Source organism: Streptomyces sp. NPDC054887 (genome assembly GCF_053610585.1).
The window spans coordinates 1-23802 of the sequence record NZ_JBSGYQ010000082.1; the positions used below are offsets into that span (position 1 = coordinate 1).

The 23802-nt window shown below is 72.9% G+C and carries 16 protein-coding genes, 1 pseudogene and 1 riboswitch; of the genes and pseudogenes, 11 read left to right on the forward strand and 6 right to left on the reverse strand.

The genetic code is table 11. The features are described 5' to 3' along the window. Window positions 1-225: 225 nt before the first annotated feature. A complete protein-coding gene (locus ACWGH0_RS30930; RefSeq protein ID WP_453407579.1) occupies window positions 226-1290 on the reverse strand; it encodes an NlpC/P60 family protein in 1065 nt (354 codons plus the stop codon). Window positions 1291-1641: 351 nt separating this feature from the next. On the opposite strand from ACWGH0_RS30930, the gene ACWGH0_RS30935 reads away from it, so the two are divergent. Beyond that, entirely contained in the window at window positions 1642-1995 is a 354-nt protein-coding gene (locus ACWGH0_RS30935; RefSeq protein WP_453407580.1) for a hypothetical protein, read from the forward strand. A 91-nt stretch (window positions 1996-2086) separates the two neighbouring features. On the opposite strand, the gene ACWGH0_RS30940 is transcribed toward ACWGH0_RS30935, so the two are convergent. Beyond that, a complete protein-coding gene (locus tag ACWGH0_RS30940) occupies window positions 2087-3307 on the reverse strand; it encodes an NlpC/P60 family protein (RefSeq protein WP_453407581.1) in 1221 nt (406 codons plus the stop codon). A gap of 7 nt (window positions 3308-3314) precedes the next feature. Continuing rightward, window positions 3315-3480, reverse strand: a riboswitch (cyclic di-AMP (ydaO/yuaA leader). Between the two features lie 303 nt (window positions 3481-3783). Here ACWGH0_RS30940 and pcrA point away from each other — a divergent pair. Beyond that, window positions 3784-6237, forward strand: coding sequence for a DNA helicase PcrA (gene pcrA / locus ACWGH0_RS30945; protein WP_453407582.1), 2454 nt, complete (start codon window positions 3784-3786; stop codon window positions 6235-6237). Between the two features lie 130 nt (window positions 6238-6367). Here the strand turns inward: pcrA and ACWGH0_RS30950 are convergent, their stop codons facing one another. Next, window positions 6368-7978, reverse strand: a complete 1611-nt coding sequence (locus ACWGH0_RS30950) for a peptidoglycan DD-metalloendopeptidase family protein (protein WP_453407583.1) — start codon at window positions 7976-7978, stop codon at window positions 6368-6370. Between the two features lie 225 nt (window positions 7979-8203). Then, window positions 8204-9184: an alpha/beta fold hydrolase gene (locus tag ACWGH0_RS30955; protein WP_453407584.1), complete on the reverse strand. Its 981-nt coding sequence runs from the start codon at window positions 9182-9184 to the stop codon at window positions 8204-8206. Window positions 9185-9541: 357 nt separating this feature from the next. Here ACWGH0_RS30955 and ACWGH0_RS30960 point away from each other — a divergent pair, with 357 nt between their 5' ends. Then, a complete protein-coding gene (locus tag ACWGH0_RS30960; protein WP_453407585.1) occupies window positions 9542-9955 on the forward strand; it encodes a cobalamin B12-binding domain-containing protein in 414 nt (137 codons plus the stop codon). A gap of 289 nt (window positions 9956-10244) precedes the next feature. Here ACWGH0_RS30960 and ACWGH0_RS30965 read toward each other — a convergent pair whose 3' ends face one another. Both ACWGH0_RS30965 and ACWGH0_RS30970 read right to left on the reverse strand, forming a co-directional pair. After that, a complete protein-coding gene (locus ACWGH0_RS30965; RefSeq protein ID WP_453407586.1) occupies window positions 10245-12071 on the reverse strand; it encodes a DUF5691 domain-containing protein in 1827 nt (608 codons plus the stop codon). 39 nt (window positions 12072-12110) lie between these two features. Further along, window positions 12111-13451, reverse strand: a complete 1341-nt coding sequence (locus ACWGH0_RS30970; RefSeq protein WP_453407587.1) for an SWIM zinc finger family protein — start codon at window positions 13449-13451, stop codon at window positions 12111-12113. A gap of 134 nt (window positions 13452-13585) precedes the next feature. Between ACWGH0_RS30970 and ACWGH0_RS30975 the strand changes: the two genes are divergently transcribed. From ACWGH0_RS30975 to sucD, 8 genes and pseudogenes are all read left to right on the forward strand, one after another. Beyond that, window positions 13586-14008, forward strand: coding sequence for a hypothetical protein (locus tag ACWGH0_RS30975; RefSeq protein ID WP_453407588.1), 423 nt, complete (start codon window positions 13586-13588; stop codon window positions 14006-14008). Window positions 14009-14118: 110 nt separating this feature from the next. After that, the gene (locus ACWGH0_RS30980) at window positions 14119-15219 is read left to right on the forward strand and encodes an ATP-binding protein (protein WP_453407589.1); all 1101 of its coding nucleotides are present in this window, start codon (window positions 14119-14121) and stop codon (window positions 15217-15219) included. Next, window positions 15216-17528, forward strand: a pseudogene (locus tag ACWGH0_RS30985) (DUF5682 family protein); the annotation flags it as partial. The gene ACWGH0_RS30980 and the pseudogene ACWGH0_RS30985, both read left to right, overlap by 4 nt. A 675-nt stretch (window positions 17529-18203) precedes the next feature. Further along, the gene (locus tag ACWGH0_RS30990) at window positions 18204-18992 is read left to right on the forward strand and encodes a VWA domain-containing protein (protein WP_453407598.1); all 789 of its coding nucleotides are present in this window, start codon (window positions 18204-18206) and stop codon (window positions 18990-18992) included. Window positions 18993-19134: 142 nt separating this feature from the next. After that, on the forward strand, window positions 19135-20088 hold the full coding sequence (locus ACWGH0_RS30995; protein ID WP_453407590.1) for a hypothetical protein: 954 nt from the start codon (window positions 19135-19137) through the stop codon (window positions 20086-20088). A 106-nt stretch (window positions 20089-20194) separates the two neighbouring features. Next, on the forward strand, window positions 20195-21190 hold the full coding sequence (locus ACWGH0_RS31000; protein ID WP_453407591.1) for a hypothetical protein: 996 nt from the start codon (window positions 20195-20197) through the stop codon (window positions 21188-21190). A gap of 437 nt (window positions 21191-21627) precedes the next feature. Then, window positions 21628-22809: an ADP-forming succinate--CoA ligase subunit beta gene (gene sucC, locus ACWGH0_RS31005; RefSeq protein WP_069927372.1), complete on the forward strand. Its 1182-nt coding sequence runs from the start codon at window positions 21628-21630 to the stop codon at window positions 22807-22809. A 21-nt stretch (window positions 22810-22830) separates the two neighbouring features. Further along, window positions 22831-23715 (forward strand): succinate--CoA ligase subunit alpha, encoded by an 885-nt coding sequence (gene sucD, locus ACWGH0_RS31010; RefSeq protein ID WP_453407592.1) that lies wholly within the window; start codon window positions 22831-22833, stop codon window positions 23713-23715. Window positions 23716-23802 lie beyond the last annotated feature (87 nt).

Consider the following 23802-nt stretch of genomic DNA (forward strand, 5'->3'; position numbering starts at 1 on the left):
CCACGCTCCCCCTCCCCCGCTTACCCCGCCCCGGCGGGCCACCCCCCCCCGTGGGGGGGCGCCGGCCGACGGGCCGACCCGTCGGCCTGCGCCCGGCCGGCGAAGCCCGCGCGGGCTCGCCCATCCGCGCCGGGGGCCATGGGCCTGCGCGGGGCCTCACCGTTCCGCGCCGCCGAGCCCTCCGTCCGCGCCGCAGGACCCCTCCGCCTGCGCCGCACCCTGCGCCTACGCCGGTCTGGTCGCCCCCGCGAACGGCATCTGGTCGAGCGGGGCCAGCCGGACCGGCGCGCCGGGACGCGGGGCGTGGATCATCTGGCCGCCGCCGATGTAGAGGCCCACGTGGCTGATGCCGGAGTAGAAGAAGACCAGGTCGCCCGGGGCCAGTTCGGAGCGCGAGACGCGCCGGCCGGCGTTGATCTGCGTGTACGTCGTACGGGGCAGCGAGATGCCCGCCGCCCGCCAGGCCGCCTGCGTGAGCCCGGAGCAGTCGAAGGCGTTGGGCCCCGTGGCGCCCCAGACGTACGGCTTGCCGATCGCCCCGTACGCGAAGGCGACCGCCTGCCCGGCGCGGGAGTCGGTGGCGGCCCGGGCGGCCGGGACGGCGCGCGGCGCGGCACGGTCGGCGCGGGGCGCGGCGGGAGCGGCGCCGTGGCCGTCCTCTTCGGCGTACCGCGCGCGCTGCTCCGCCGTGAGGCGGGACAACAGGCGCTCGGCCGCGCCGATCTTGTCCTGGATCCGCGCCTTGTGCCGGCGCAGGTCCGCCTGGTGGGCCTTGAGTTCGGCCAGGCGCCCGTCGGCCTCCTCCCGCAGCCGCGCGATCCGGCCGAGCTGCTGCTGGATGCCGTTGACGGCGGTGGCCTGCCGGTCGCCCGCGCGGTCGGCGATAGAGGCGCGCTCCAGGTACTCGTCCGGGTCGGAGGTCAGGGCGAGCTGCACGGCCGGGTCGATGGCGCCGGTGCGGTACTGCGAGGTGGCGAGCGAACCGAGCGCGTTGCGCGCGGTGTTGAGGCGTTCGGTCCTGCGGGCGGCCTCGTCGCGCAGCGTGTCCAGCGCTTCGACGGCGGCCCCCGCCTTCTCCTTCGCGCCGTTGTACTTCTCGGTGGCGACCTCGGCGTCGTGGTAGAGCCGGTCGGCCTTCGCCTTCACCTGGGCGGGGGTGAGGACGGGCTCCGCGTGCCCGATGCCGTCGAACGCGGTGGCACTCGCCGCTCCGGCCAGCACGATCGTGAAGGCGGTACGGGTGGTGCTGCCGGTGAGCGTGCGCTGCTTGGGCTTTCGGTGCGTGGCCACGAGGGCGTCCACGTCCTTCCGTCCTGTACGTCGCTGTACGTCCAGCCGCCCGCATCCGGCGGCGTCCCGCACAGGGGGACGGACCGCCGCCGGACTCTCGGCGGGGCGGCCGACTGCCGTTCCGGGGCGGAGCGGCGGTGGGGAGTCGGCCACCTGGGGAAGGACGCTAAACGCGGCGGTCACGGGGCAGTGGCGGAATGACCGACAGTGGTCGAAACAGGCCGCCGTCTGAACGCGGTTGAGAACCCCGCCTGCACCGGAAGCGAGCATTCCACTCTTCCGCGACCGATACGCCGATGGCACGGCAGCCCGGCCGCCGGGCCTGCTATGGCCGCAGCTAGGCTCCGTTTCATGGACGTACTCATCAATGTCTTCGTCGGACTGCACATCATCGGCATCGCCGCGCTGCTCGGCGGCTTCCTGACCCAGATGAAGGCGATGAGCGCCGGCGCCGCCCGGTTCACGCCCGCCATGCTCCACGGCGCGCTGACCATGCTCGTCACGGGCGTGGCGCTGGTGGGCCTCAACCAGGCGGACGACCAGACGGTGAACAACCTCAAGATCGGCGTCAAGCTCGCGATCCTGGTGGTGATCCTCGGGCTGGTCTACGTGAAGCGCGACGAGGAGAAGGTGGAGAAGGCCCTGTTCGGAGCCGTCGGCGGACTGACCGTCGCCAACATCTTCATCGCGGTGCTCTGGACCTGACCTGACCTGCCAACCCCTCGCCCCTCGCCCCTTCTCCCGTGTCCGGGCGGGGCAGGAGCAAGGGGCGAGGAGCAGGCGGTACGCGCCCGGACTACGCGGGGCGGACGCTGCCGTAGATCGGCATGTAGTAGATCGACTCCTCGCGGACGTACTCGCCCGGCTTCGGGGCGTGGATCATCTTGCCGCCGCCGATGTAGATGCCGACGTGGCTGATGTCGTCGTAGAAGAAGACCAGGTCACCCGGCTTGAGATCCTCGGTCGCCACCCGTGTGCCGACGTTCACCTGGTCCCAGGTGGTGCGGGGGAGCGTCACGCCGGCGGCCTTCCAGGCCGCCTGGGTCAGGCCGGAGCAGTCGTACGAGCTGGGCCCCGCCGCGCCCCACACGTACGGCTTGCCGATCTGCGCGCGGGCGAAGGCGAGGACCTTCTCGGCCTTGGCGGCGTACGCGTCCCCGGCGACGGGGGCCGTGCCGGTGCCGGTGCCGGAGTCCGTGCCCGTACCTGCACCCGTGCCTGTGCCCGTGCCCGTGCCCGTGCCAGCGTCGCTCTCGTCCTCCTGCGCCGCTGCCCGCTCGCGCTCCGCCTCCGCCTCCGCTTCGGCCTTGGCCGCCGCTTCCGCCTCGGCCTTCGCCTCGGCCTTGCGCCGCGCCTCCGCCTCGCGCTGCTTCTCCAGCTCCGCGAGCCGCGCCTTCTCCCGCGCGGTCAGCCGCGACAGCAGGTCGCGGGCCTCCGCCAGCTTCCTCTGCACGTCCTGCTTCGAGGACTTGAGGGAGTCCTGCGACTCGGTCAGGCTCTCCAGGCTCCTGGTGGCCTCGGCGCGCTGCTCGGACGCCTGTGCCTGCTGCTCCTGGAAGTCGGTGACGTCGGCCTGCTGGCGTTCCGTCATCCGGTCCATCAGCCGGTTCTGGTCGAAGTACGCCTGCGGGCTGTCCGCGAGGAGCAGCGCGGCGGTCGGCGTGACCGATCCCGACCGGTACTGCGCCGCCGCGTACGTGCCCAGCTTGCGCCGCGCGTCGTTCAGTCTCTCGGTGCTCCGGGCGACCGAGTCGAGCAGGCCGTCCACCGACTTCCGCTGTTTCTCGGTGGCTTCCTTGGCGAGGTTGTACTTCTGCGTGGCCGTGCCGGCCTGGCGGTAGAGGTCGTCGACCTTCTTCTGCACTTCCTCGACGGACGGCTTGCGGGCCGACGGGTCGGCGGGCGCGGCTCCGGCCGACTGGGCGAACAGACCGACCGAGGCGAGTGCCGCCGTCGTGACACCCAGGCCGGGTGCGGTGGTGCGTACCCGGGTACGCGGCTTGCGATGCGACGCCAAGGCCGGCATCTCCTTCCGTGGACCGCCTACCGGGTTAGCTGTCGGGTTCGGGCGGGACAGACGGAAGGTGCCCTACGGTCCGTGGGACTGCGGACCGATTCACCCCAGGTGGTGCGCGTGGGTCCCCGGTTCCGAACCGCACTGGGGCAGGCCGGATTCGGCGTGGGCGACCCGCTCCGGCGCTGTTCGCCGGCTGGGGTACGGGGAGCCCGAGTCGGCACGCTAGCCAACAGTCCTGACCGCTGGGAAGCCCGATGTTCGATATGCCCGATACATGTTCGTGACCTGGCCGAACCGGTTCCGTTTGCGCGCTCCACGGGCCGTCCGGAGGGGCTGGTCGCCCGGCGTGGGCAACATCACACGGCGCGACAGGGGGCGCCCCGGCGTGCGGAGCGGCGGGTATGGCCGGCCCGCTCCCCCCGGGCCCGGGGAATCCGGGGCGGGCTGTCGGTGGTCCCGCCTAAGCTTGGTAGACGATGAGCAGCCTCTTTGACGACAGCTTCCTGGCCGACCTCCAGCACTCGGAGCACGCGAAGGACACCGCCCCGCCGCCCCCCGAGGACCACGCTCCGGAGGAGGTCCCGCATGACCTGTTCGGGGGCGCCTTCGACGTGCCTCCGGCGCCCAGGGACGCGCACTACAGGGACGGCGCGCCCCGCCCCGTCGTGGACGCCGCCGCGCTGCTCGAAGGGCTGAACGAGGAGCAGCGCGCCGCTGTCGTGCACTCCGGGTCGCCGCTGCTCATCGTGGCCGGCGCCGGCTCGGGCAAGACCCGGGTCCTGACCCACCGGATCGCGTACCTGCTGGCCAAGCGGGGTGTGCACCCCGGCCAGATCCTCGCGATCACCTTCACGAACAAGGCCGCCGGCGAGATGAAGGAGCGCGTGGAGCAGCTCGTGGGCCCCCGCGCGGGCCACATGTGGGTCTCCACCTTCCACAGCGCCTGTGTGCGCATCCTGCGGCGCGAGTCGAAGAAGCTCGGCTTCACGTCCTCGTTCTCGATCTACGACGCCGCCGACTCGAAGCGCCTGATGGCGCTCGTCTGCCGCGATCTCGACCTCGACCCGAAGCGCTTTCCCCCGAAGGCGTTCAGTGCCAAGGTCTCGAACCTCAAGAACGAGCTGATAGACGAAGAGACCTTCGCCGGGCAGGCCGCCGACGGCTTCGAGAAGACGCTGGCCCAGGCGTACGCGATGTACCAGGCCCGGCTGCGCGAGGCCAACGCTCTGGACTTCGACGACATCATCATGACCACCGTGCACCTGCTCCAGGCGTTCCCGGACGTCGCCGAGCACTACCGGATGCGCTTCCGCCACGTCATGGTCGACGAGTACCAGGACACCAACCACGCTCAGTACACGCTCGTACGCGAACTGGTGGGCCCCTCGGGCGAGGGCCGGGCGCCCGGCGAGCTGTGCGTCGTGGGTGACGCCGACCAGTCGATCTACGCCTTCCGCGGCGCGACGATCCGCAACATCCTCCAGTTCGAGGAGGACTACCCGGACGCGAAGACGATTCTGCTGGAGCAGAACTACCGCTCGACGCAGACGATCCTCACCGCGGCCAACGCCGTCATCGAGCGCAACGAGAACCGCCGGCCGAAGAACCTGTGGACGGAGGCCGGCGCCGGCTCCCTGATCACCGGGTACGTCGCGGACACCGAGCACGACGAGGCGCAGTTCGTCGCCGAGGAGATCGACCGGCTCACGGACGCGGGCGACGCGAAGGCCGGCGACGTCGCCGTCTTCTACCGTACGAACGCCCAGTCCCGCGTCTTCGAGGAGATCTTCATCCGCGTCGGGCTGCCCTACAAGGTCGTCGGCGGCGTGCGCTTCTACGAGCGCAAGGAGGTCCGGGACGTCCTCGCGTACCTGCGCGTCCTGGCCAACCCCGAGGACACCGTCCCGCTGCGCCGCATCCTGAACGTGCCCAAGCGGGGCATCGGCGACCGGGCCGAGGCGATGATCGACGCGCTGTCGCTGCGCGAGAAGATCAGCTTCCCGCAGGCGCTGCGGCGCGTCGACGAGGCGTACGGCATGGCCGCCCGCTCGGCGAACGCCGTGAAGCGCTTCAACACGCTGATGGAGGAGCTCCGCACGATCGTCGAGTCCGGCGCCGGGCCCGCCACGGTCCTCGAAGCGGTCTTCGAACGCACGGGCTACCTGGCCGAGTTGCAGGCGTCGACCGACCCGCAGGACGAGACGCGCATCGAGAACCTCCAGGAGCTCGCCGCCGTGGCCCTCGAGTTCGAGCAGGAGCGCGAGGGCGACGAGCCGGGCACGCTGGCCGAGTTCCTGGAGAAGGTCGCGCTCGTCGCCGACTCCGACCAGATCCCCGACGAGGACGAGGAAGGATCGGGCGTCATCACGCTGATGACCCTGCACACCGCCAAGGGCCTCGAATTCCCCGTGGTGTTCCTGACGGGCATGGAGGACGGCGTCTTCCCGCACATGCGCGCCCTCGGCCAGACGAAGGAGCTGGAGGAGGAGCGGCGGCTCGCGTACGTCGGCATCACACGCGCCCGCGAGCGGCTCTACCTGACGCGGGCGTCGATGCGCAGCGCGTGGGGACAGCCCTCGTACAACCCGCCGTCGCGGTTCCTGGAGGAGATTCCGGACACGTACCTGACGTGGAAGCGCAGGGGCGCGCAGGCGCCGGCCGGGCCGGTGTCGGGCGTCGCCTCGTCGCTTTCGGCCTCGCTGGCGTCCCGGTCGCGGGGCGGCGGCGCCTCGGGGTTCGCCACACGGCGCACGTCGGACAAGCCGGTGGTCGCGCTGTCGGTCGGGGACCGGGTCACGCACGACCAGTTCGGGCTCGGCACCGTGATGACGGTGACGGGGACCGGGTCGGACGCGCAGGCCACCATCGACTTCGGCGACGAGCGGCCGAAGAAGCTGCTGCTGCGGTACGCGCCGGTCGAGAAGCTGTAGAAGCCCGGGAAGGGCGCGAGCCCTTCACCGCCGCGCCCCGGGGCCCTCGCTCCGGGGCGCGGCGCATTCCGGGGCCGGGGCGTCGCTTCCCTGTTTGTGCCCCGGAACCGGGGGCACTCGGAGCCTGGGATCAGGTCGGGCTGAGGCCGTGACTGCGGAACCAGGGCAGGGGGTCGATGGCGGAGCCACCGCCGGGGCGCACCTCGAAGTGCAGGTGCGGGCCCGTGGAGTTGCCGGAGTTGCCCGCGTACGCGATGACGTCGCCGGCCTGCACCGAGCCGGAGCGGATCTTGGTGCTGCTGAGGTGGCAGTACCAGGTCTCCGTACCGTCGGGCGCGGTCACTATCGCCATGTTCCCGTAGGCGGTGTTGTACTGCGTGCGGACCGTGCCGTCCGTGGCGGCCATCACCGGGGTGCCGTACCCGACGGGGAAGTCGATGCCGGAGTGCACGGACATCCAGTTGATGCCGGCCTGGCCGTAGTACGCGCTGAGGCCGTGCTGCTCGACCGGGAGCGCGAACTTGGGCCGGGCGGCCTCCTTGCGGGCGGCCTCCTCGGCTCTGCGCTTCTTCTCGGCGGCCTGACGGGCCTGGAGGTCGATACGTTCCTGCGTACGGCTCGCGCGGTCCGCGAAGTCCTCGGCGTCCGTACTGAGGTTGGCCAGCTGGGTGTCGAGCTTGTTGTTGACCGCGACGGGCTTCACCGAGCCGGGGTCGGCGGCCGACACCGTCGTGGTGGTGTCCTTCTTCTCCTCGGCCGGGGCGCCGCCACCGACGCTGCCGACCGAGGCGGCGGCGATTCCGGCCACACCCATCACGCAGGCGGAGGGGACGGCGACGGTGAGGAGGGCGGAGCGCTTGGCCGGTGTACGGCGGCGTCCGCGGCCGGAGTTGCCGGCGCCGCGGCGGGCCGAGCGGGAGCCGGGGGCGGCGGCGGACACGGCTTCCGCCGGGGCGTGTTCGAGGTCGGATTCGGTTTCCGAGTCGGGCCCGGAATCGCGTTCGGGCTCGTACTCCGACGTGTATTCGTGTTCCGCGCCGGGCGTGTTGCCGGGCTCGTCCGGCGCCGCCTCGTGCGGCGCGTCGGCGGCCTCCGGTTCGTACGCCGCCAGGGCATCGACCAGGTCTTCCTGCGGGAACTCGGCCGTCTCGTAGAAGACTTGCTGCTGCGCGGGGGCGCTCTCGTACGCGCCGGTGTGGCCGTCGGAGTTCCAGGCGGTGGCGTCGTACGCGCCGGTGTCGTAGGCGGGGGTCGTCCACTGGCCGGTCACCGCGGCGGTGTCGGCGGCCTGGGTGAACGGGGCGGTGTCGTACTGGCCCGTCTCGTACGTTCCCGTGCCGTACTGGCCTGTCGCTGCCGCGTACTGGCCGGTGGCGAAGTGTCCGGTGTCCGCGCCGAGCCCGCTGGTGTCGAACTGGCCCGTCTCGAACTGGCCCGTCTGGTTCCAGGAGTTGGAGTCCCACTGGCCGGTGGACTGGGCCGGGATGTCGGCCGCGGTCTGGTAGGCCGCCGCGGGCCAGGTTCCGGTTCCCGTGCCGTCGTAACCCTGGTGCGCGCCGTACGCGTCGTAACCGACCGTCTGCTGGGCGCTCGTGGTGTCCCAGTGGGTGGTGTCGTACTGGCCGCTGTGGCCGGCCTCGTAGCCGCTTCCCTGGCCGGGAAGGTCTCCGAAGAGGGGATCTGTCTGAAAGCTGCCGGTGGAGTAGCCGTCGTACCCGGCGTGGGCGTGCTGGTCGTCCACCAACTTCTCTCTCGCCTCGGCAATGCGGGACCTGTGGGGGCTGGGGTCCGGGTGGGGACCCCAGAGGCAAAGCAGTGGCGCGACTGTACCCGGCGGTAAGCGACGGCGACAATCTTCGCCAGATTTTTCGCGCTCCGGAAACGGGCATTCGGCCGCCTTTCGGCGGACGGCGGGCACAGCCTTTGTCCTGCGTTCGACTGGTGTTCGATCGCGGTGCCGGAACGTTCAGGCGACGGAGACCGTGTCGGATGCGCCCGCCGCCGCGTCCTGTTCCTCGAGTGCCTGCCGGATGCCCGCGGCGACCGCCGGATGGACCGGCAGCGCAAGGTGGCCGATTCCCGTCACCTGGATGTTTTGCACGACGAGATCCGGGTGGCTGAGGCGTGCGGTGGTGACCGGGAGCATCAGCTGGTCGAGATCGCTCCAGAAGCTGACGAACCGCGTACGGCACGAGGTCGCGGGCCTGCGCAGTTCCTCGATCACGTCGGAGCCGGGACGCATCTGCCGCACCAGCGGGTGGGCGCTCATCGGCGGGGCGACGGCGGTGCCGGCGTGCGGGGTGCCGAGCGTGACGAGGGTGCGTACGCGCACGTCTCCGCCCAGGCGTTGTACGTAGTAGCGGGCGATCAGGCCGCCCAGGCTGTGGCCCACGACGTCCACCCGGGCATGGCCGGTGCGCGCGCAGATCTCCTCCACGTGACGGCCGAGCAGCTCGGCCGCCGTGCGGATGTCGCACGTGAGCGGCGAGTAGTTGAGGGACTCCAGGTGGTGCCATCCGTGCCGGGCCAGGGAGCGGCGCAGGACGACGAAGACCGAGCGGTTGTCCACGAAGCCGTGGAGCAGCACGACGGGCGGGCGGTCGGGACCGCGGCCGTCGGGAAGCGCGACGGCTTCGGCCGGGACGGCCCGGGTCGCGGCAGGTTCGGTGCGGAGGGGTTGTACGGGGTGGCCTGGCTGTCCGGGCTGCACGGGGTGGCCGGGTTGCACGGGCTGTCCGGGCTGTCCGTGGTCCGGGTCCGGGGGCGCAGCCGGGTGGTGACGGCGTTCCTGTGCGATACCGGATGGGTACAGGACGAGGTGCCCGGCGAGGATCGCGACTTCGAGGGCGGTGGCTTTCAGCAGCGCGGCCGACAGGCGCAGCCGGGGCGGCCAGGGCGGCCGGAGTGGAATGGACCGGAGTGGAATGGAGAAGGGCAGGACCCTCATGGCGGACCTCCCGAACGGCGCGCGGGGAGGCGGCTCCGTCCCCCGTGTGCCCTCATGGGGTGCCGTACTGAGGAACTCGGCGGCCGTTCCACCGCGCCGTGCGGCTGACGGCACGGTGGAACGGCGACCTCGTTGCGGCTCCCCTCGCGGCCTCCCGGCTGCTGCGGCTGGTCCGCCGCAGCGCCTGATGTGGCAGGAACGCCGCATAGCGAACATGTCCCATGTGTGATTTCCCCCTCCCTGTCCACCGTGAAACGAGCGGGTGCGGGATGCTGTCGATAACGTTCGTTCACTTCCCCGTCCGCATGGGTGCGGGGCGCGTGCCAAAGACGGCGCAGTCGGTACATGGAGGCAGTGATGGGTGTGACCGGGCCGATCCGCGTGGTGGTCGCCAAGCCGGGACTCGACGGACACGATCGCGGGGCGAAGGTCATCGCGCGAGCCCTGCGCGACGCCGGTATGGAGGTCATCTACACCGGGCTTCACCAGACGCCCGAGCAGATCGTGGACACCGCCATCCAGGAGGACGCCGACGCCATCGGGCTGTCCATCCTCTCGGGTGCGCACAACACGCTCTTCGTGAAGGTCATCGAGCTGCTCAAGCAGCGCGACGCCGAGGACATCAAGGTCTTCGGCGGCGGCATCATCCCCGAGGCGGACATCGCACCGCTGAAGGAGAAGGGCGTCGCGGAGATCTTCACGCCGGGCGCGACGACGCAGTCGATCGTCGAGTGGGTCAACGCAAACGTCCGCCAGGCGGCGCAGGCGTAGGCGCAGGCGTAACGATTGTTGCCGGGATCCGGGGCCGGGCCGGATCCGAGGCCGGATCCCGAGGCCGGGCCCGGCGCCCGGACACCGCCTGGCGCCCGGAGCGGCGGCCCGTGGGGTGGCCGACCCGGAGGCCCGGCTTCGGCTTGCGGCGGCTGGGCCGGCCGGGGCGTACCGGACAGCACCGACCGCGCCGCTCGGGTCGGCCCGCCCAGCCCCGCCCCCGTGGCTGGGGGCGCGGCGGGCGGTCGGCTCGTAGCGCCGGCGCTCGGGGCCAGCCGGCTCGGGCGGCTCAGGCGGACCCGGGGCTGCCCGGCTGCGGGCGCTCCGACAGTTCGGCGAGCATCGCCGCTCTCAGGCGCAACGTGCCGACCAGGCGCTGGAAGGCCTCCGACCAGTAGCCTGCCGCACCGGGCGCCGCGCCCTCCTGTTCGTCCGGCGTCGTCGTGAGGATCTCCAGGCGGTCCGCCTCGCCCGGGTCCAGGCAGCGCTCCGCCAGGCCCATGACGCCGCTGAAACTCCAGGGGTAGCTTCCCGCGTCACGCGCGATGTCCAGCGCGTCGACCACGGCGCGGCCCAGCGGCTCCGACCAGGGCACCTTGCACACCCCCAGCAGCTGGAACGCCTCGGACAGGCCGTGGGCCGCGACGAACGCCGCCACCCACTCCGCCCGTTCGCCGTCCGGCAGCGTGGCCAGGAGCTGCGCCCGCTCGGCGAACGACGACGTGCCGGGGCCGGTCGCCGGTGGCGCGGAGGGTACGCCGAGCAGCGCGCGGGACCATTCGGCGTTCCGCTGCCGCACGGCCGCGCGGCACCACGCGGCGTGCAGCTCCTCCTTCCACTCGTCGCTCACCGGCAAAGCGACGATCTCCTGCGGCGTACGGCCACCCATCCGCTTCGGCCAAAGATGCAGGGGTGCGGACTCGACGAGCTGGCCCAGCCACCAGGAGCGCTCCCCGCGCCCGGTCGGCGGCTGCGGCGACACGCCGTCGCGCTGCATGTCCGCATCGCACTCGTGCGGCGCCTCGACGGTGACGCGCTCGCCGCCGACGGCCCGTCCGGAACGGTCCAGGCTGACGCAGGAGGCGGCCCGCGCCGCCATCCGCGCCGCGAGAGCCGAGTCCGGCAGGGCGGAGAGCAGCTCGGCGGCGGTGGTCCGCACATTGCGGCTGCGGTCGGACAGGGCCTCTTCCAGGAAGGGCTCGTCGGCGGCACAGAGCCCGGAGCGCAGGGAGTCGAGGAACATCAGGCGGTCCTCGGCGCGCTCGGTGGGCCAGGTCGTGGCGAGCAGGGCGAGCGCGGCCGCCGGGTCCTGGGCCCGTACGGCGGCGAGAAGGCCGACGCGCTCCGCGAACAGGCCCTCCTCCCACAGGCGTCGCACCGCTGCCGCGTCGTCGAGGTCGGGCAGCGCGCCGCCGCCGGACGCACCCCGCAGCGCGAACCGCCAGTCCGGATTCAGCCGTGCCAGCCACAACCCGCGCGAGCCGGCCAGGACCAGGGCCTGGGGGCGCAGGTCGGTACGGGCACGGGCGGCGTCCAGCAGCGAGGGAAGCAGCGCCGGCGGAGCCTGGAACCCGCGCCGGTTCGCCGCGGCGAGCCACTGGGGGAGCAGCTCGGTGAGGTCGGGAGCGGTGCCGCGCCTGCCCCCGGCCGCGGAGGGAGCCGCTGACCGGCCGGCCAGCAGCTGCGCGAGCCGGCGCCGTGCTGCCGGTGGCAGCGGGGGGCGCGGGTCGTGCGGCGCGGGCGCGGGACGCGCCCCGGCGGACGCGGGGACCAGGGACGCCCTGCGCCGTACGGTCTGGTGTGCGGCGGCGTCGAGCAGCGCGGTGGCGGCGTCCTTGCCGGGCACGGCGAGGCGCGGCGGCAGCGTGCGGCGGTCGGTGCCGAGCAGCGCGGTGGTGACAAGCTCCTCCCAGGCGCTCGGAGCTTCGGCCCCGGAGGCGTGCGGGCCGGCGCTGCCCCGTGCCGGGTCCCCGGTCGCCGGCTGTGCGGGCACGTGGTGCCGCTCGGCGGGGTCGGCTTCGGCGGCCCGCGGGGAGCTCCCCGGCGCTTCCCCTCCGGGCATGGTGGATCCTGCCGCGACGGCCGGTCGTGTACTCGTGCGCTGTGTGCTGGTCATGGGGCCCCTCCCTGCGGTCAGGCGTCGGTAAGGCTTCGGTCAGGCTTCGGTCAGCGGGACGGTTTCCGTGGAGCCGTCGGACCAGGCGGCCAGCGGTGTGAAGCCGCGGTGGCCGCACTCGCCGAAGACCGTGACGGGGCCGCCGCCGGACAGGGCGACGAGCTTCCACAGCCCCGGGCCGGTCAGTGCCGCGGGGGCCAGGGGCAGGGCGTAGCCGGCCTGTACGTCGCCGAGTTGCCAGGAGTCGGCGGTGGGAGTCGGGACGACCTGGCCGAGCGTCACGGGGTACGACTCGAGCCACGGGTCGTCACGCAGAGCGGTCCCATAGGCGCGGATCGCCGTGGTGGTGTCGACGCCGGGCGGCGGCGAAAGCATCGGCGCGGGAAGCGCGGCCGGGCCGTCGCCCAGGTCGGCCCTGAGCCGGCCCGGGTGGAAGGTGAGCTCCGTGTCGAGCACCAGGCCGGTGGGCAGGGTGACGTCCGGGGCCCGCCCCGCCGCGCCGAAGGACAGCACCAGCGCCGTACGCCGTGACTCCTCCCCGTACAGCCATATGCGCCGGGTGACGAGCTTGCCGTCCGGGGTGTCGTACTGGGCGAGCACGAGCCAGCGGTCGCGGACCGGTGGGCCCTCGGCGGACGCCGTGAGGCCGACGCGGCCGCGCACGGTTGCCGCCAGCGGCTCCGGCAGCCGCTCGCGCACCGGCCACGCCGCGTCCAGCAGGTGCAGCAGCGCGCACTCCTCCAGCAGCCGCGCCGGCCAGCCCGGCCCCGACGCCGGTACGGCACCCAGCTCACGCACCCGGGCCGCAAGACCCGGCGCCTGGGCGTCGACCATGCGGCGGGCCGTCTCCTCCCACAGCCCGTAGCCGCTCTGCTCGGCCGAGGCCAGACCGCCGCGCAGCAGGTCGGTCAGGCGCTGCTCCAACTCGGCGGCGCCCAGGGTGATCCGCTCGGCGCGCTGCTCGGCCCGGCGTCGCGCCGCCCCGGGGTCGGCGGTCCGGCGCGCCGCGGTGTCCGCGGGCGCGGCCTTCGCCCGGCGCGCCGCCAGCCACTCCTCGGCCCAGCCGGGCGGCTCCCCGTTCCGTACGGCAGGCTCGTCCGCAGCCCAGAGCAGCAGGAGCCCCAGGGCGTGCTTGCAGGGGAACTTGCGGCTCGGGCAGCTGCACTTGAAGGCGGGACCGCCGCCCGCCGTGTCGACCACCGTCCGGTAGGGCGTGCTGCCGCTGCCCCTGCACAGTCCCCACACCGCCCCCGCACCACTGCTCCCCGCCTCCGACCAGGGTCCGGCCGTCCCGAGCCTGCTTCCCGTCCTGCGCGACGCATCGTCAGGAGCCAAGGCCAGCACCTGTTCCGCAGTCCAGCGCACCCCCTGCTGATTCATGGCAACGACGCTACGGGGCACCACTGACAATCGCCCCGACCTGCGGCTTTGGCGGCGGCTCCGCGCTTGACTCCCCTCCGGCTTTGCGATTGGGTGCGTTGCCTGACACACCTTTAGATCTGGGGGGATCCCGCATGAACCGCTTCATCCGTACCGCCGCCTGTGCCGTCGCCGTCACCGGTCTCACCTTCGGTCTGGGCGCCTGCGAGGCGACCGAGGCCGTGAAGGGCGAGGCCGTCGAGCAGGTCGACAAGTCCATGGACGAGAAGTACGAGGTCACCTACGAGGTGACGGGCAAGAGCGTCGAGTCCATCGAGTTCGCCGGCGGCAAGGGCACGGCCATGGACCCGAAGATGGAGTCGGTCAAGAACCCCACGCTGCCGTGGAAGAAGACCGTCACCCTGCGCGGCATCATGCCGCCCGCCGTGTCGCCGATCAGCATCCAGGAGACCGCGGACCTGACGTGCAAGGTCGTCTACAAGGGCGAGACGATCAAGGAAGCCAAGGGCGAGAAGGCGCTGCTCGGCTGCATCGCGGTCTCGCCGATCGTGAAGTGACGCCCGCAGCGGGCTGATTGAGCTTTCCGCCCCTGACCTGCGGTGAAGACCGATTGTCAGTGGCGTGGTGCACGGTGGATCCCACATCCGGGAAATCTGGAGGGGGATCCATGACCGTGTCCGAAAACAAGGGCGAGGCGCTGCGGCCGCACGCCGAGGACGCCTTCGCCGACGAGCTCGAGGCGCTGGCCGCGGCCGACGACCGGCCGCGGCCCGCCAAGTGGCGGCTCTCGCCGTGGGCCGTGGCGACGTACCTGCTCGGCGGGACCCTGCCCGGCGGCACGGTGATCACACCCAAGTACGTGGGACCGCGCCGGATCGTCGAAGTCGCCGTCACCACGCTCGCCACCGACCGCGCGCTGCTGCTGCTCGGAGTCCCCGGCACCGCCAAGACCTGGGTGTCCGAGCACCTCGCGGCCGCTGTCAGCGGCGACTCGACCCTGCTGGTGCAGGGCACGGCGGGGACGCCCGAGGAAGCCATCCGCTACGGCTGGAACTACGCCCGGCTGCTCGCGCACGGGCCCAGCCGCGACGCGCTCGTGCCGAGCCCTGTCATGCGGGCCATGGCCGACGGCATGACCGCGCGCGTCGAGGAGCTCACCCGCATCCCGGCGGACGTCCAGGACACCCTGATCACGATCCTGTCGGAGAAGACCCTGCCCATCCCCGAACTGGGGCAGGAGCAGCAGGCCGTTCGCGGCTTCAACCTCATCGCCACCGCCAATGACCGCGACCGGGGGGTCAACGACCTCTCCAGCGCGCTGCGCCGCCGGTTCAACACGGTCGTCCTGCCGCTGCCCGAGACGGCGGAGGCCGAGGTCGACATCGTGGCGCGGCGCGTCGACCAGATCGGGCGCTCCCTCGACCTGCCGGCCGCGCCCGACGGGTTCGACGAGATCCGGCGCGTCGTCACCGTCTTCCGCGAGCTGCGTGACGGCGTGACCGCCGACGGGCGTACGAAGGTCAAGTCGCCCTCGGGGACGCTGTCCACCGCCGAGGCGATCTCCGTCGTCACGGGCGGCCTGGCCCTGGCCGCGCACTTCGGCGACGGCGTGCTGCGGTCCGGCGACGTGGCGGCCGGCATTCTCGGCGCGGTCGTACGCGATCCGGCGGCGGACCGTGTCGTCTGGCAGGAGTACCTGGAGACGGTCGTCCGCGAGAGGGACGGCTGGAAGGACTTCTACCGCGCCTGCCGGGAGGTCTCGGGATGAGGCCGCGCCCGCTGCTGCTGGGCGTGCGCCACCACGGGCCCGGCTCGGCCCGGGCGGTGCTCGCCGCGCTCGAAGCGTCGATGCCCCCGGCCGTGCTGATCGAGGGGCCGCCCGAGGCCGACGCGCTGCTGCCGCTCGCCGCCGACGAGGCGATGCGCCCGCCCGTGGCCCTGCTGGCGCACGTCACGGACGACCCCGGCCGGGCGGCGTTCTGGCCGCTGGCGGAGTTCTCCCCGGAGTGGGTCGCGCTCCGCTGGGCGCTCGGGCACGGCGTACCGGTGCGGTTCATCGACCTCCCGGCGGCCCACTCGCTGGCGCTGAGGGACGAGCGGGAGAGGACGGACGACACGCAGGAGGAGACGCCGCAGGAGGAGCGGCCGGCCGTCGCCCTGGATCCGATCGGCGCGCTCGCGGAGGCCGCCGGCTACGACGATCCGGAGCGGTGGTGGGAGGACGTGGTCGAGCACCGGGGGGCCGGGGCCGCCGATCCGCTCGCGCCGTTCGAGGCGCTCGTGGACGCGATGGGCGCCCTGCGGGAGACGTACGGCGACGGAGGGCACGACCGCGACCGCACCCGCGAGGCGTACATGCGGCTCAAGCTGAGGTCCGCGCGCAAGGAGTTCGGCGACGGCGTCGCCGTGGTCTGCGGTGCGTGGCACCTGCCGGCGCTCGGCGAGAAGGTGGCGACCGCGACCGCCGACCGCGCGGCCCTCAAGGGCCTGCCCAAGGTCAGGGCCGAGATGACATGGGTGCCGTGGACCAACCGCAGGCTGGCCCGGCGCAGCGGATACGGCGCCGGCATCGACTCGCCCGGTTGGTACGGACACCTCTTCGGCGCCCGGGACCGGCCCGTCGAGCGCTGGATGACGAAAGTCGCCGGGCTGCTGCGTGACGAGGACCGGACCGTTTCGCCCGCCCACGTCATCGAAGCCGTACGGCTGGCCGAGACCCTCGCCGTCATGCGCGGACGGCCGCTCGCCGGGCTCACCGAGACGACCGACGCGGTGCGGGCCGTGATGTGCGAGGGCTCCGACGTGCCGCTCGCCCTCGTGCACGACCGCCTCGTCGTCGGAGACGTGCTCGGCGAGGTCCCGGACGCGGCGCCCGCCGTACCGCTGCAACGCGACCTGACCCGCGCGCAGCGCGCACTGCGGCTCAAACCCGAGCCGAGGGAACGCGAACTGGAGCTCGACCTGCGCAAGCCGACCGACGCGGCACGCAGCACGCTGCTGCACCGGCTGCGGCTGCTGTCCGTCGGCTGGGGCGAGCCGGCCGAGGCGCGGGGGAGCACGGGCACGTTCCGGGAGACCTGGCGGCTGCGCTGGGAGCCCGAACTGTCGGTGCGGGTCGCGGAGGCGGGCGTATGGGGCACCACGGTGCTGTCCGCGGCCACCGCCAAGGCGGGGACCGAGGCCGCGTCGGCCACCCTGCTCGCCGACGTCACCGCGCTCGCCGAGCGGTGCCTCCTGGCCGAACTGCCCGATGCCCTCCCGGTGGTCATGCGCGCCCTCGCCGACCGCGCGGCGCTGGACGCGGACGTCGGCCACCTCGCCCAGGCGCTGCCCGCGCTGGCCCGCTCCCTGCGGTACGGCGATGTGCGCGGCACCGACACGGCCGCACTCGGCGAAGTCGCGGCCGGACTCGCCGAGCGGATCTGCGTGGGCCTGCCGCCCGCCTGCACGGGCCTCGACGCGGACGGTGCGGCGGACATGCGCCGCCACCTCGACGCCGTCCACGCGGCCATCGGCCTCCTGACCGGTACCGCACCCGGTGAGCGCCACGACCTGCGGACACGGTGGTCCGCGGTGCTGCGCCGACTCGCCGAACGGGACAGCGTCGGCGGGGAGATCCGGGGCCGGGCCGCGCGGCTGCTGCTGGACGACGGGCGCCTCGCCGAGGACGAGGCGGCGCGCCTCATGTCGCTGGCGCTGTCACCCGGGACCCCACCGGCCGACGCCGCGGCCTGGATCGAGGGCTTCGTCGGCGGCGCGTCCGGCGGTGGAATGCTCCTCGTGCACGACGAGAGGCTTCTCGGTCTGGTCGACGCCTGGCTGACCGGCGTGCCCGGTGTTGCCTTCACCGGCGTACTGCCGCTGCTGCGCCGCACGTTCTCGGCGTACGAGCCGGGAGTGCGCCGCACTCTCGGAGAGCTGCTCCGACGCGGCCCGTCCGCCGCCGGCCCCGCCCCGGCGCAGGCCGGGGCGCCCGGCTTCGGCCCCGGCTTCGACGAGGACCGGGCCGACGCGGTGCTGCCGGTGCTCGCCCTGATCCTCGGCGCGGCGGCCCCGGCGGGCGACGGACCCTCGCCCACCGACGGACCCTCGGCGGGCGTCGGTCCGTCGGCGGGGCGGGCGGCAGTGGTGAGGAGTTCGGCGCTGGGCCGAGAGCCAACCGGTGCGGCGCACACGGGCCTTGCCGGTGGGGACACCGCCTCCGCGACTCGCTCCCTCCCGGCAGAGCCGCCCAACGCCCCGCTGAACAGGGCCGAGCCGGCACCTGAATCCACCAGCGACACGAGCACCCCGCGCGGGCCGGAGCACGCCGAGAACTTCATCGCGGGCTCTCACGGCCCGGGTCGGCCGGAGCCCGTTGAGGGGTTCGCTGTGCGGGACGGCGGGGTGGCGGACGGGGAGCGGCTTCGGCGGTGGCGGCTCGTGCTGGGCGGGGAGGGGGCTGACGGAACCGGGTGCGTCCTGGCCGGCCGGGACGCCGCCATGGACGGGGCGCTGGCCGCGCTGTACGGCGGCGGGCGGGAAAGCGGCCGTCCGTCGGGCCGCACGGCCGGGCTCGGCGCCTCCGCGCCGTCCGTCGCGCGCTGGCTCGGCGACATCCGTACGTACTTCCCCACCTCCGTCGTCCAGGTCATGCAGCACGACGCCATCGAACGGCTGGGGCTGTCGGCGCTGCTGCTGGAACCCGAGATGCTGGAGGCCGTCGAAGCGGACGTGCACCTCGTCGGGACGCTCCTGTCGCTCAACAAGGCGATGCCCGAGACGACGCGGGAAACGGCGCGGGCCGTCGTCCGCAAGGTCGTCACGGACCTGGAGAAGCGGCTCGCCACCCGCACCAGGGCCACCGTCACCGGCGCGCTCGACCGCAGTGCCCGCGTCAGCCGCCCCCGCCACCGGGACATCGACTGGGACCGGACCATCCGCGCCAACCTCAAGAACTACCTTCCCGAGTACCGGACCGTCGTCCCCGAGCGGCTCGTCGGATACGGGCGGGCGTCGCAGTCCGTGAAGAAGGAAGTCGTGCTGTGCATCGACCAGTCCGGGTCGATGGCCGCCTCCGTCGTCTACGCGTCGGTGTTCGGGGCCGTCCTCGCCTCCCTGCGCGCGGTCGACACCCGTCTCGTCGTTTTCGACACCGCCGTCGTCGACCTCACCGACCAGTTGGACGACCCGGTCGACGTCCTGTTCGGCACGCGGCTCGGCGGCGGCACGGACATCAACCGCGCCCTCGCGTACTGCCAGTCGCGCATCACCCGGCCCGCCGAGACCGTCGTCGTACTGATCAGCGACCTCTACGAGGGCGGCATACGCGACGAGATGCTGAAGCGGGTCGCGGCGATGAAGGCGTCGGGCGTGCAGTTCGTGGCCCTGCTCGCGCTCTCCGACGAGGGCGCCCCGGCGTACGACAGGGAACACGCGGCGGCTCTGGCGGCCCTCGGCGCGCCCGCCTTCGCCTGTACGCCGGACCTCTTCCCGGAGGTCATGGCGGCGGCGATCGAAAAACGGCCCCTGCCCATACCGGACGTGGGGACTCATCAGTAACATCCGACTTGCGTGACCCCTGGAGGCTCATGCGAGCATCACCCTCTCGTCACATTCCTCGTGGATCCGTCCACGATCCGCCCATGATCCGTCCCGCGATCGGTCATACGATCCGTCCCCCGTGCGAAGGCGCCGTTCTCCCTTGACCACTCCGGTTGTCGCCCACCTCCTCACCGCCCTGCGCGCGCTGCGCCGGGTGGGGCGGCGGCGTGCGCTGCGGGTGGTGCTCTTTCTGGGGGGCCTGATGGCGTTGGGGTTCCTGTGGGGCGGGCAGGCGCACGCCGTCGAGACGCCGTTGCCGCAGGCCTCGGCCGCCGCCGTGGACGCACCGGCGACAACCGCCCCGACAGCCCCAACGGTCCCAGCGGTTCAGGCCGTCACAGCGGTCGTCGAGGCCTCCGTGGCCCCCGTGACCGCCGCGACCCCCGTGACTTCCGGGGCTCCCGTCGACCCGGTGGACGTGCGCGCGCCGCGGACGGACGCGGTGCGGGAGGTCGTCGAGCCGGTGGCCGAAGCCGTACGGACCGTCACCCGGCCCGTAGGCGAGGTGCAGGACCGCCTCCCCGGGCACCTCCCTGCCGTGCCCGGAGTGCCCGCGCTGCCCGTACCCGGACTACCCGCGTTCCCCGGGCTCCCCGAACTGCCGGGACCCGACGCGCCTTCGGGGCCGCCCGCCTCCACGCCGCCTACCGGCGCGGCCGCGGACTCGCCCGTGGACTCGGCGGCGTCCGTGCGCATCGGCTCCGGCGACCCGACGTCCCGGGCGGCCGGCCGAGGAGACGTGACCGGCGCGGTGGCGGTGGCCGAGCAGGGCGCGTACCCGTACGGCGCGTTCGTCCGGCAGCACGACGGTGCGGACGGCGGTCCGGGCCGCGCGGAGTGCGGCGAGGCACCCGTACCGGCGCCCTCCGGGCCGTGCGGCGACGGGATGCGCCAGACGGCCGGTGACGGCAACTCCGCCCGTTCCGGCGACCGGCCGACGGCCGCGATCACGAGCGGCGGTGCCCGGTTCGGGCTGGTCCGCGGGGCCACGCTGCCGGCGACGGCCGCGCCGACGTACGACCGACCGCACGAAATCCTCGAATTCCCCGGCTAGGGCGGACCTTCCCCGCTCCATGACCTGCCGCGCGGGGGCGGGACAGGTCTGCCCGCCATCCGGAGTATCCGGAAAGCCGATTGAATTCGAAGGATTTGAAGCAAGCATGAACAAGAACATCCGCCGTTCCATCGCCGTCGCCGCAACCGCCGGCGGAATGTGGGCCCTCGGCACCGCAGCCGCGAGCGCGGCCGAGCTGCCCGTATCGGTGCCGCTGTCCTCCCCCGACACGGTGTCCGACGCCATGACGGACGTCGAGGACGCCACGGCCCTGGCCCAGGACGAAGCCACCGGTGCGGTCGCCGAGGTCACCCGGGCCGCGAAGGTCGCCAAGGCCCCGCAGGCCGCCCAGGTGACCAAGGCCGCCACAACCGCCGTGACCGGCACGTCCGACGCCGTCGCCGACGCGGCGAACGCCGACGCCGCCGACGTCTCCCGCGCCGCAGCCGACGCCATAGACGTCCGGGCGGCCGGTGTCGACGCCGATGCCGAGATCGACTACCTCTTCGGGCCGCTGTCGGCCTTCGCCTCCGATGCCCGTCAGGCGCCGAGCGAGATCCGGAGCGAGGCCCCCGGACACGTCCACGGAGCCGTGGCCGACGCCACCCCGCTCGCCCACGCCGTGGCCGAGGACACGCTGCCGCCCATCGCCGCCCGCGCCGTGCACGGCGTGCTGCCCGTCGCCGGCGGGGCGGTCGGCGACGCCGGCGGCCTCGCCCAGGGCGCGGTCGGTGACGTGACGCCGTTCGCGGGCGGTGTCGTGGGCGGCGTCCAGCCGTTCGCCGGCGACGTCGTCTCCGAGGTCGGCCCGTTCGCGGGTGGCGTCCACGGCGCGGTCCAGCCGCTGGTGCGGACCGTGGTCGACCACGTCGAGCCGGTCGCGTACGGCGTCGGCGGCAGCGCCCACACCCTGGCGCACGGTGTGGCCGGCGACGTCTCGCCGTTCGCCGGCGGCGTCGTGTCGGACGTCCAGCCGTTCGCGCGGGACCTGTCCGGCACGGTCGTCTCCACCCCGCTGGCCGCCAACGCGGTCTCCGGTGCGCAGGACGCCGCCGGTTCGGTCACCCCGGGATACGCGGCGTACCTCACCCAGGGCATCTGACAGCGCCGTTCGGCGTACGGCATGTGACAGGGCACCCGGCCGGCGGGTCGGGTGCCACTCGGGCGGTCTCCATTGGGGTGGAGGCCGCCCGGTCCCGTAAGTGGGGGCCGCGCACGCGCGGTGGAGGCCGCCCGGTCCCATGGGTGGGAGCCGCCCGGCTCCGAGGCGGCGGCCGCCCCGGCCCGTATCCCGCGCCCGACCTGCGGCGCGCGCGGTAGCACGTGCGCTCCGTGACCGGCTGTGACCGGTATCACCGCTCAGGTGTGATCTGCGATTTAGGGACCTGTGGCCCACGGGGATAACCTGCGAGACGGACATGCCGCGTACCGGACACCGTTACGCCTCCCTTGTGACAGCGCCGTCACGTTGCCCTTCGCGGCACGCCCATATGGAGACAACGCAACGAACCGCGATCACCAGAAAAGGGACGGACGCGCGTGGACCTGTTCGAGTACCAGGCGAGGGACCTCTTCGCCAAGCACGGTGTACCGGTGCTGGCCGGTGAAGTCATCGAAACGCCTGAGGCGGCGCGCGAGGCCACTGAGCGGCTGGGCGGCAAGTCGGTCGTCAAGGCGCAGGTGAAGGTCGGCGGCCGCGGAAAGGCCGGCGGCGTCAAGCTCGCCGCGACGCCGGACGAGGCCGTCGCCCGGGCGACGGACATCCTCGGGATGGACATCAAGGGCCACACGGTCCACAAGGTGATGATCGCCGAGACCGCGCCCGAGATCGCCGAGGAGTACTACGTCTCGTACCTCCTCGACCGCACGAACCGCACCTTCCTCGCCATGGCGTCCGTACAGGGCGGCATGGACATCGAGGAGGTCGCGGAGAAGACCCCCGAGGCGCTCGCCAAGGTCCCGGTCAACGCCAACGACGGCGTGACGATCGAGAAGGCCCGCGAGATCGTCGCCCAGGCGAAGTTCCCGGCCGAGGTCGCCGAGCAGGTCGCCGAGGTCCTGGTGACGCTGTGGGACACCTTCGTCGCCGAGGACGCGCTCCTCGTCGAGGTCAACCCCCTCGCGAAGGTCGCCGACGGCCGCATCATCGCCCTCGACGGCAAGGTGTCTCTCGACGAGAACGCCGAGTTCCGTCAGCCGGGCCACGAGGAGTTCGTGGACCACGCCGCAGCCAACCCGCTCGAGGCTGCCGCGAAGGCCAAGAACCTCAACTACGTCAAGCTCGACGGCGAGGTCGGCATCATCGGCAACGGCGCCGGCCTGGTCATGTCGACCCTGGACGTCGTCGCGTACGCCGGTGAGAACCACGGCAACGTGAAGCCCGCCAACTTCCTCGACATCGGTGGCGGCGCCTCCGCCGAGGTCATGGCGAACGGCCTGGAGATCATCCTCGGCGACCCGGACGTCAAGTCCGTGTTCGTCAACGTCTTCGGCGGCATCACCGCCTGCGACGAGGTCGCCAACGGCATCGTCCAGGCGCTCGCGCTGCTGAAGAGCAAGGGCGAGGAAGTCACCAAGCCGCTGGTCGTGCGCCTCGACGGCAACAACGCGGAGCTGGGTCGCAAGATCCTCTCCGACGCGAACCACCCGCTCGTTCAGCGCGTGGACACCATGGACGGCGCGGCCGACAAGGCCGCCGAGCTCGCCGCGGCTGCGAAGTAAGGGACGAGGGACTCCAACACCATGGCTATCTTCCTCACCAAGGACAGCAAGGTCATCGTCCAGGGGATGACCGGCGCCACGGGCATGAAGCACACCAAGCTCATGCTGGCCGACGGCACCAACATCGTCGGTGGCGTGAACCCGCGCAAGGCCGGCACGTCCGTCGACTTCGACGGCACCGAGGTCCCGGTCTTCGGCTCCGTCAAGGAGGCGATGGAGAAGACCGGCGCCGACGTGTCGGTCCTCTTCGTGCCGCCGGCCTTCGCGAAGGCCGCCGTCGTCGAGGCGATCGACGCCGAGATCCCGCTGGCCGTCGTCATCACCGAGGGCATCGCGGTCCACGACTCCGCCGCGTTCTGGGCGTACGCCGGTGCCAAGGGCAACAAGACCCGCATCATCGGCCCGAACTGCCCCGGCCTCATCACGCCGGGCCAGTCCAACGCCGGCATCATCCCGGGCGACATCACCAAGCCCGGCCGCATCGGTCTCGTGTCGAAGTCCGGCACGCTGACCTACCAGATGATGTACGAGCTCCGTGACATCGGCTTCTCGTCCGCCGTCGGCATCGGTGGCGACCCGGTCATCGGCACCACGCACATCGACGCGCTCGCCGCGTTCGAGGCCGACCCCGACACCGACCTGATCGTCATGATCGGTGAGATCGGTGGCGACGCCGAGGAGCGTGCCGCGGACTACATCGCGAAGAACGTGACGAAGCCGGTCGTCGGCTACGTCGCGGGCTTCACGGCGCCCGAGGGCAAGACCATGGGTCACGCCGGCGCCATCGTCTCCGGTTCTTCTGGCACCGCACAGGCCAAGAAGGAGGCCCTCGAGGCCGCCGGCGTCAAGGTCGGCAAGACGCCGACCGAGACGGCCAAGCTGGCCCGCGCCATCCTGGCGGGCTAGTCACGTCGCCGCCGCTGCCGCCGCCTCGCGCGCGGTGCGGTGGTGACCCGGTACGGGCCCGTATCCCCTGGTCAGGGGGTACGGGCC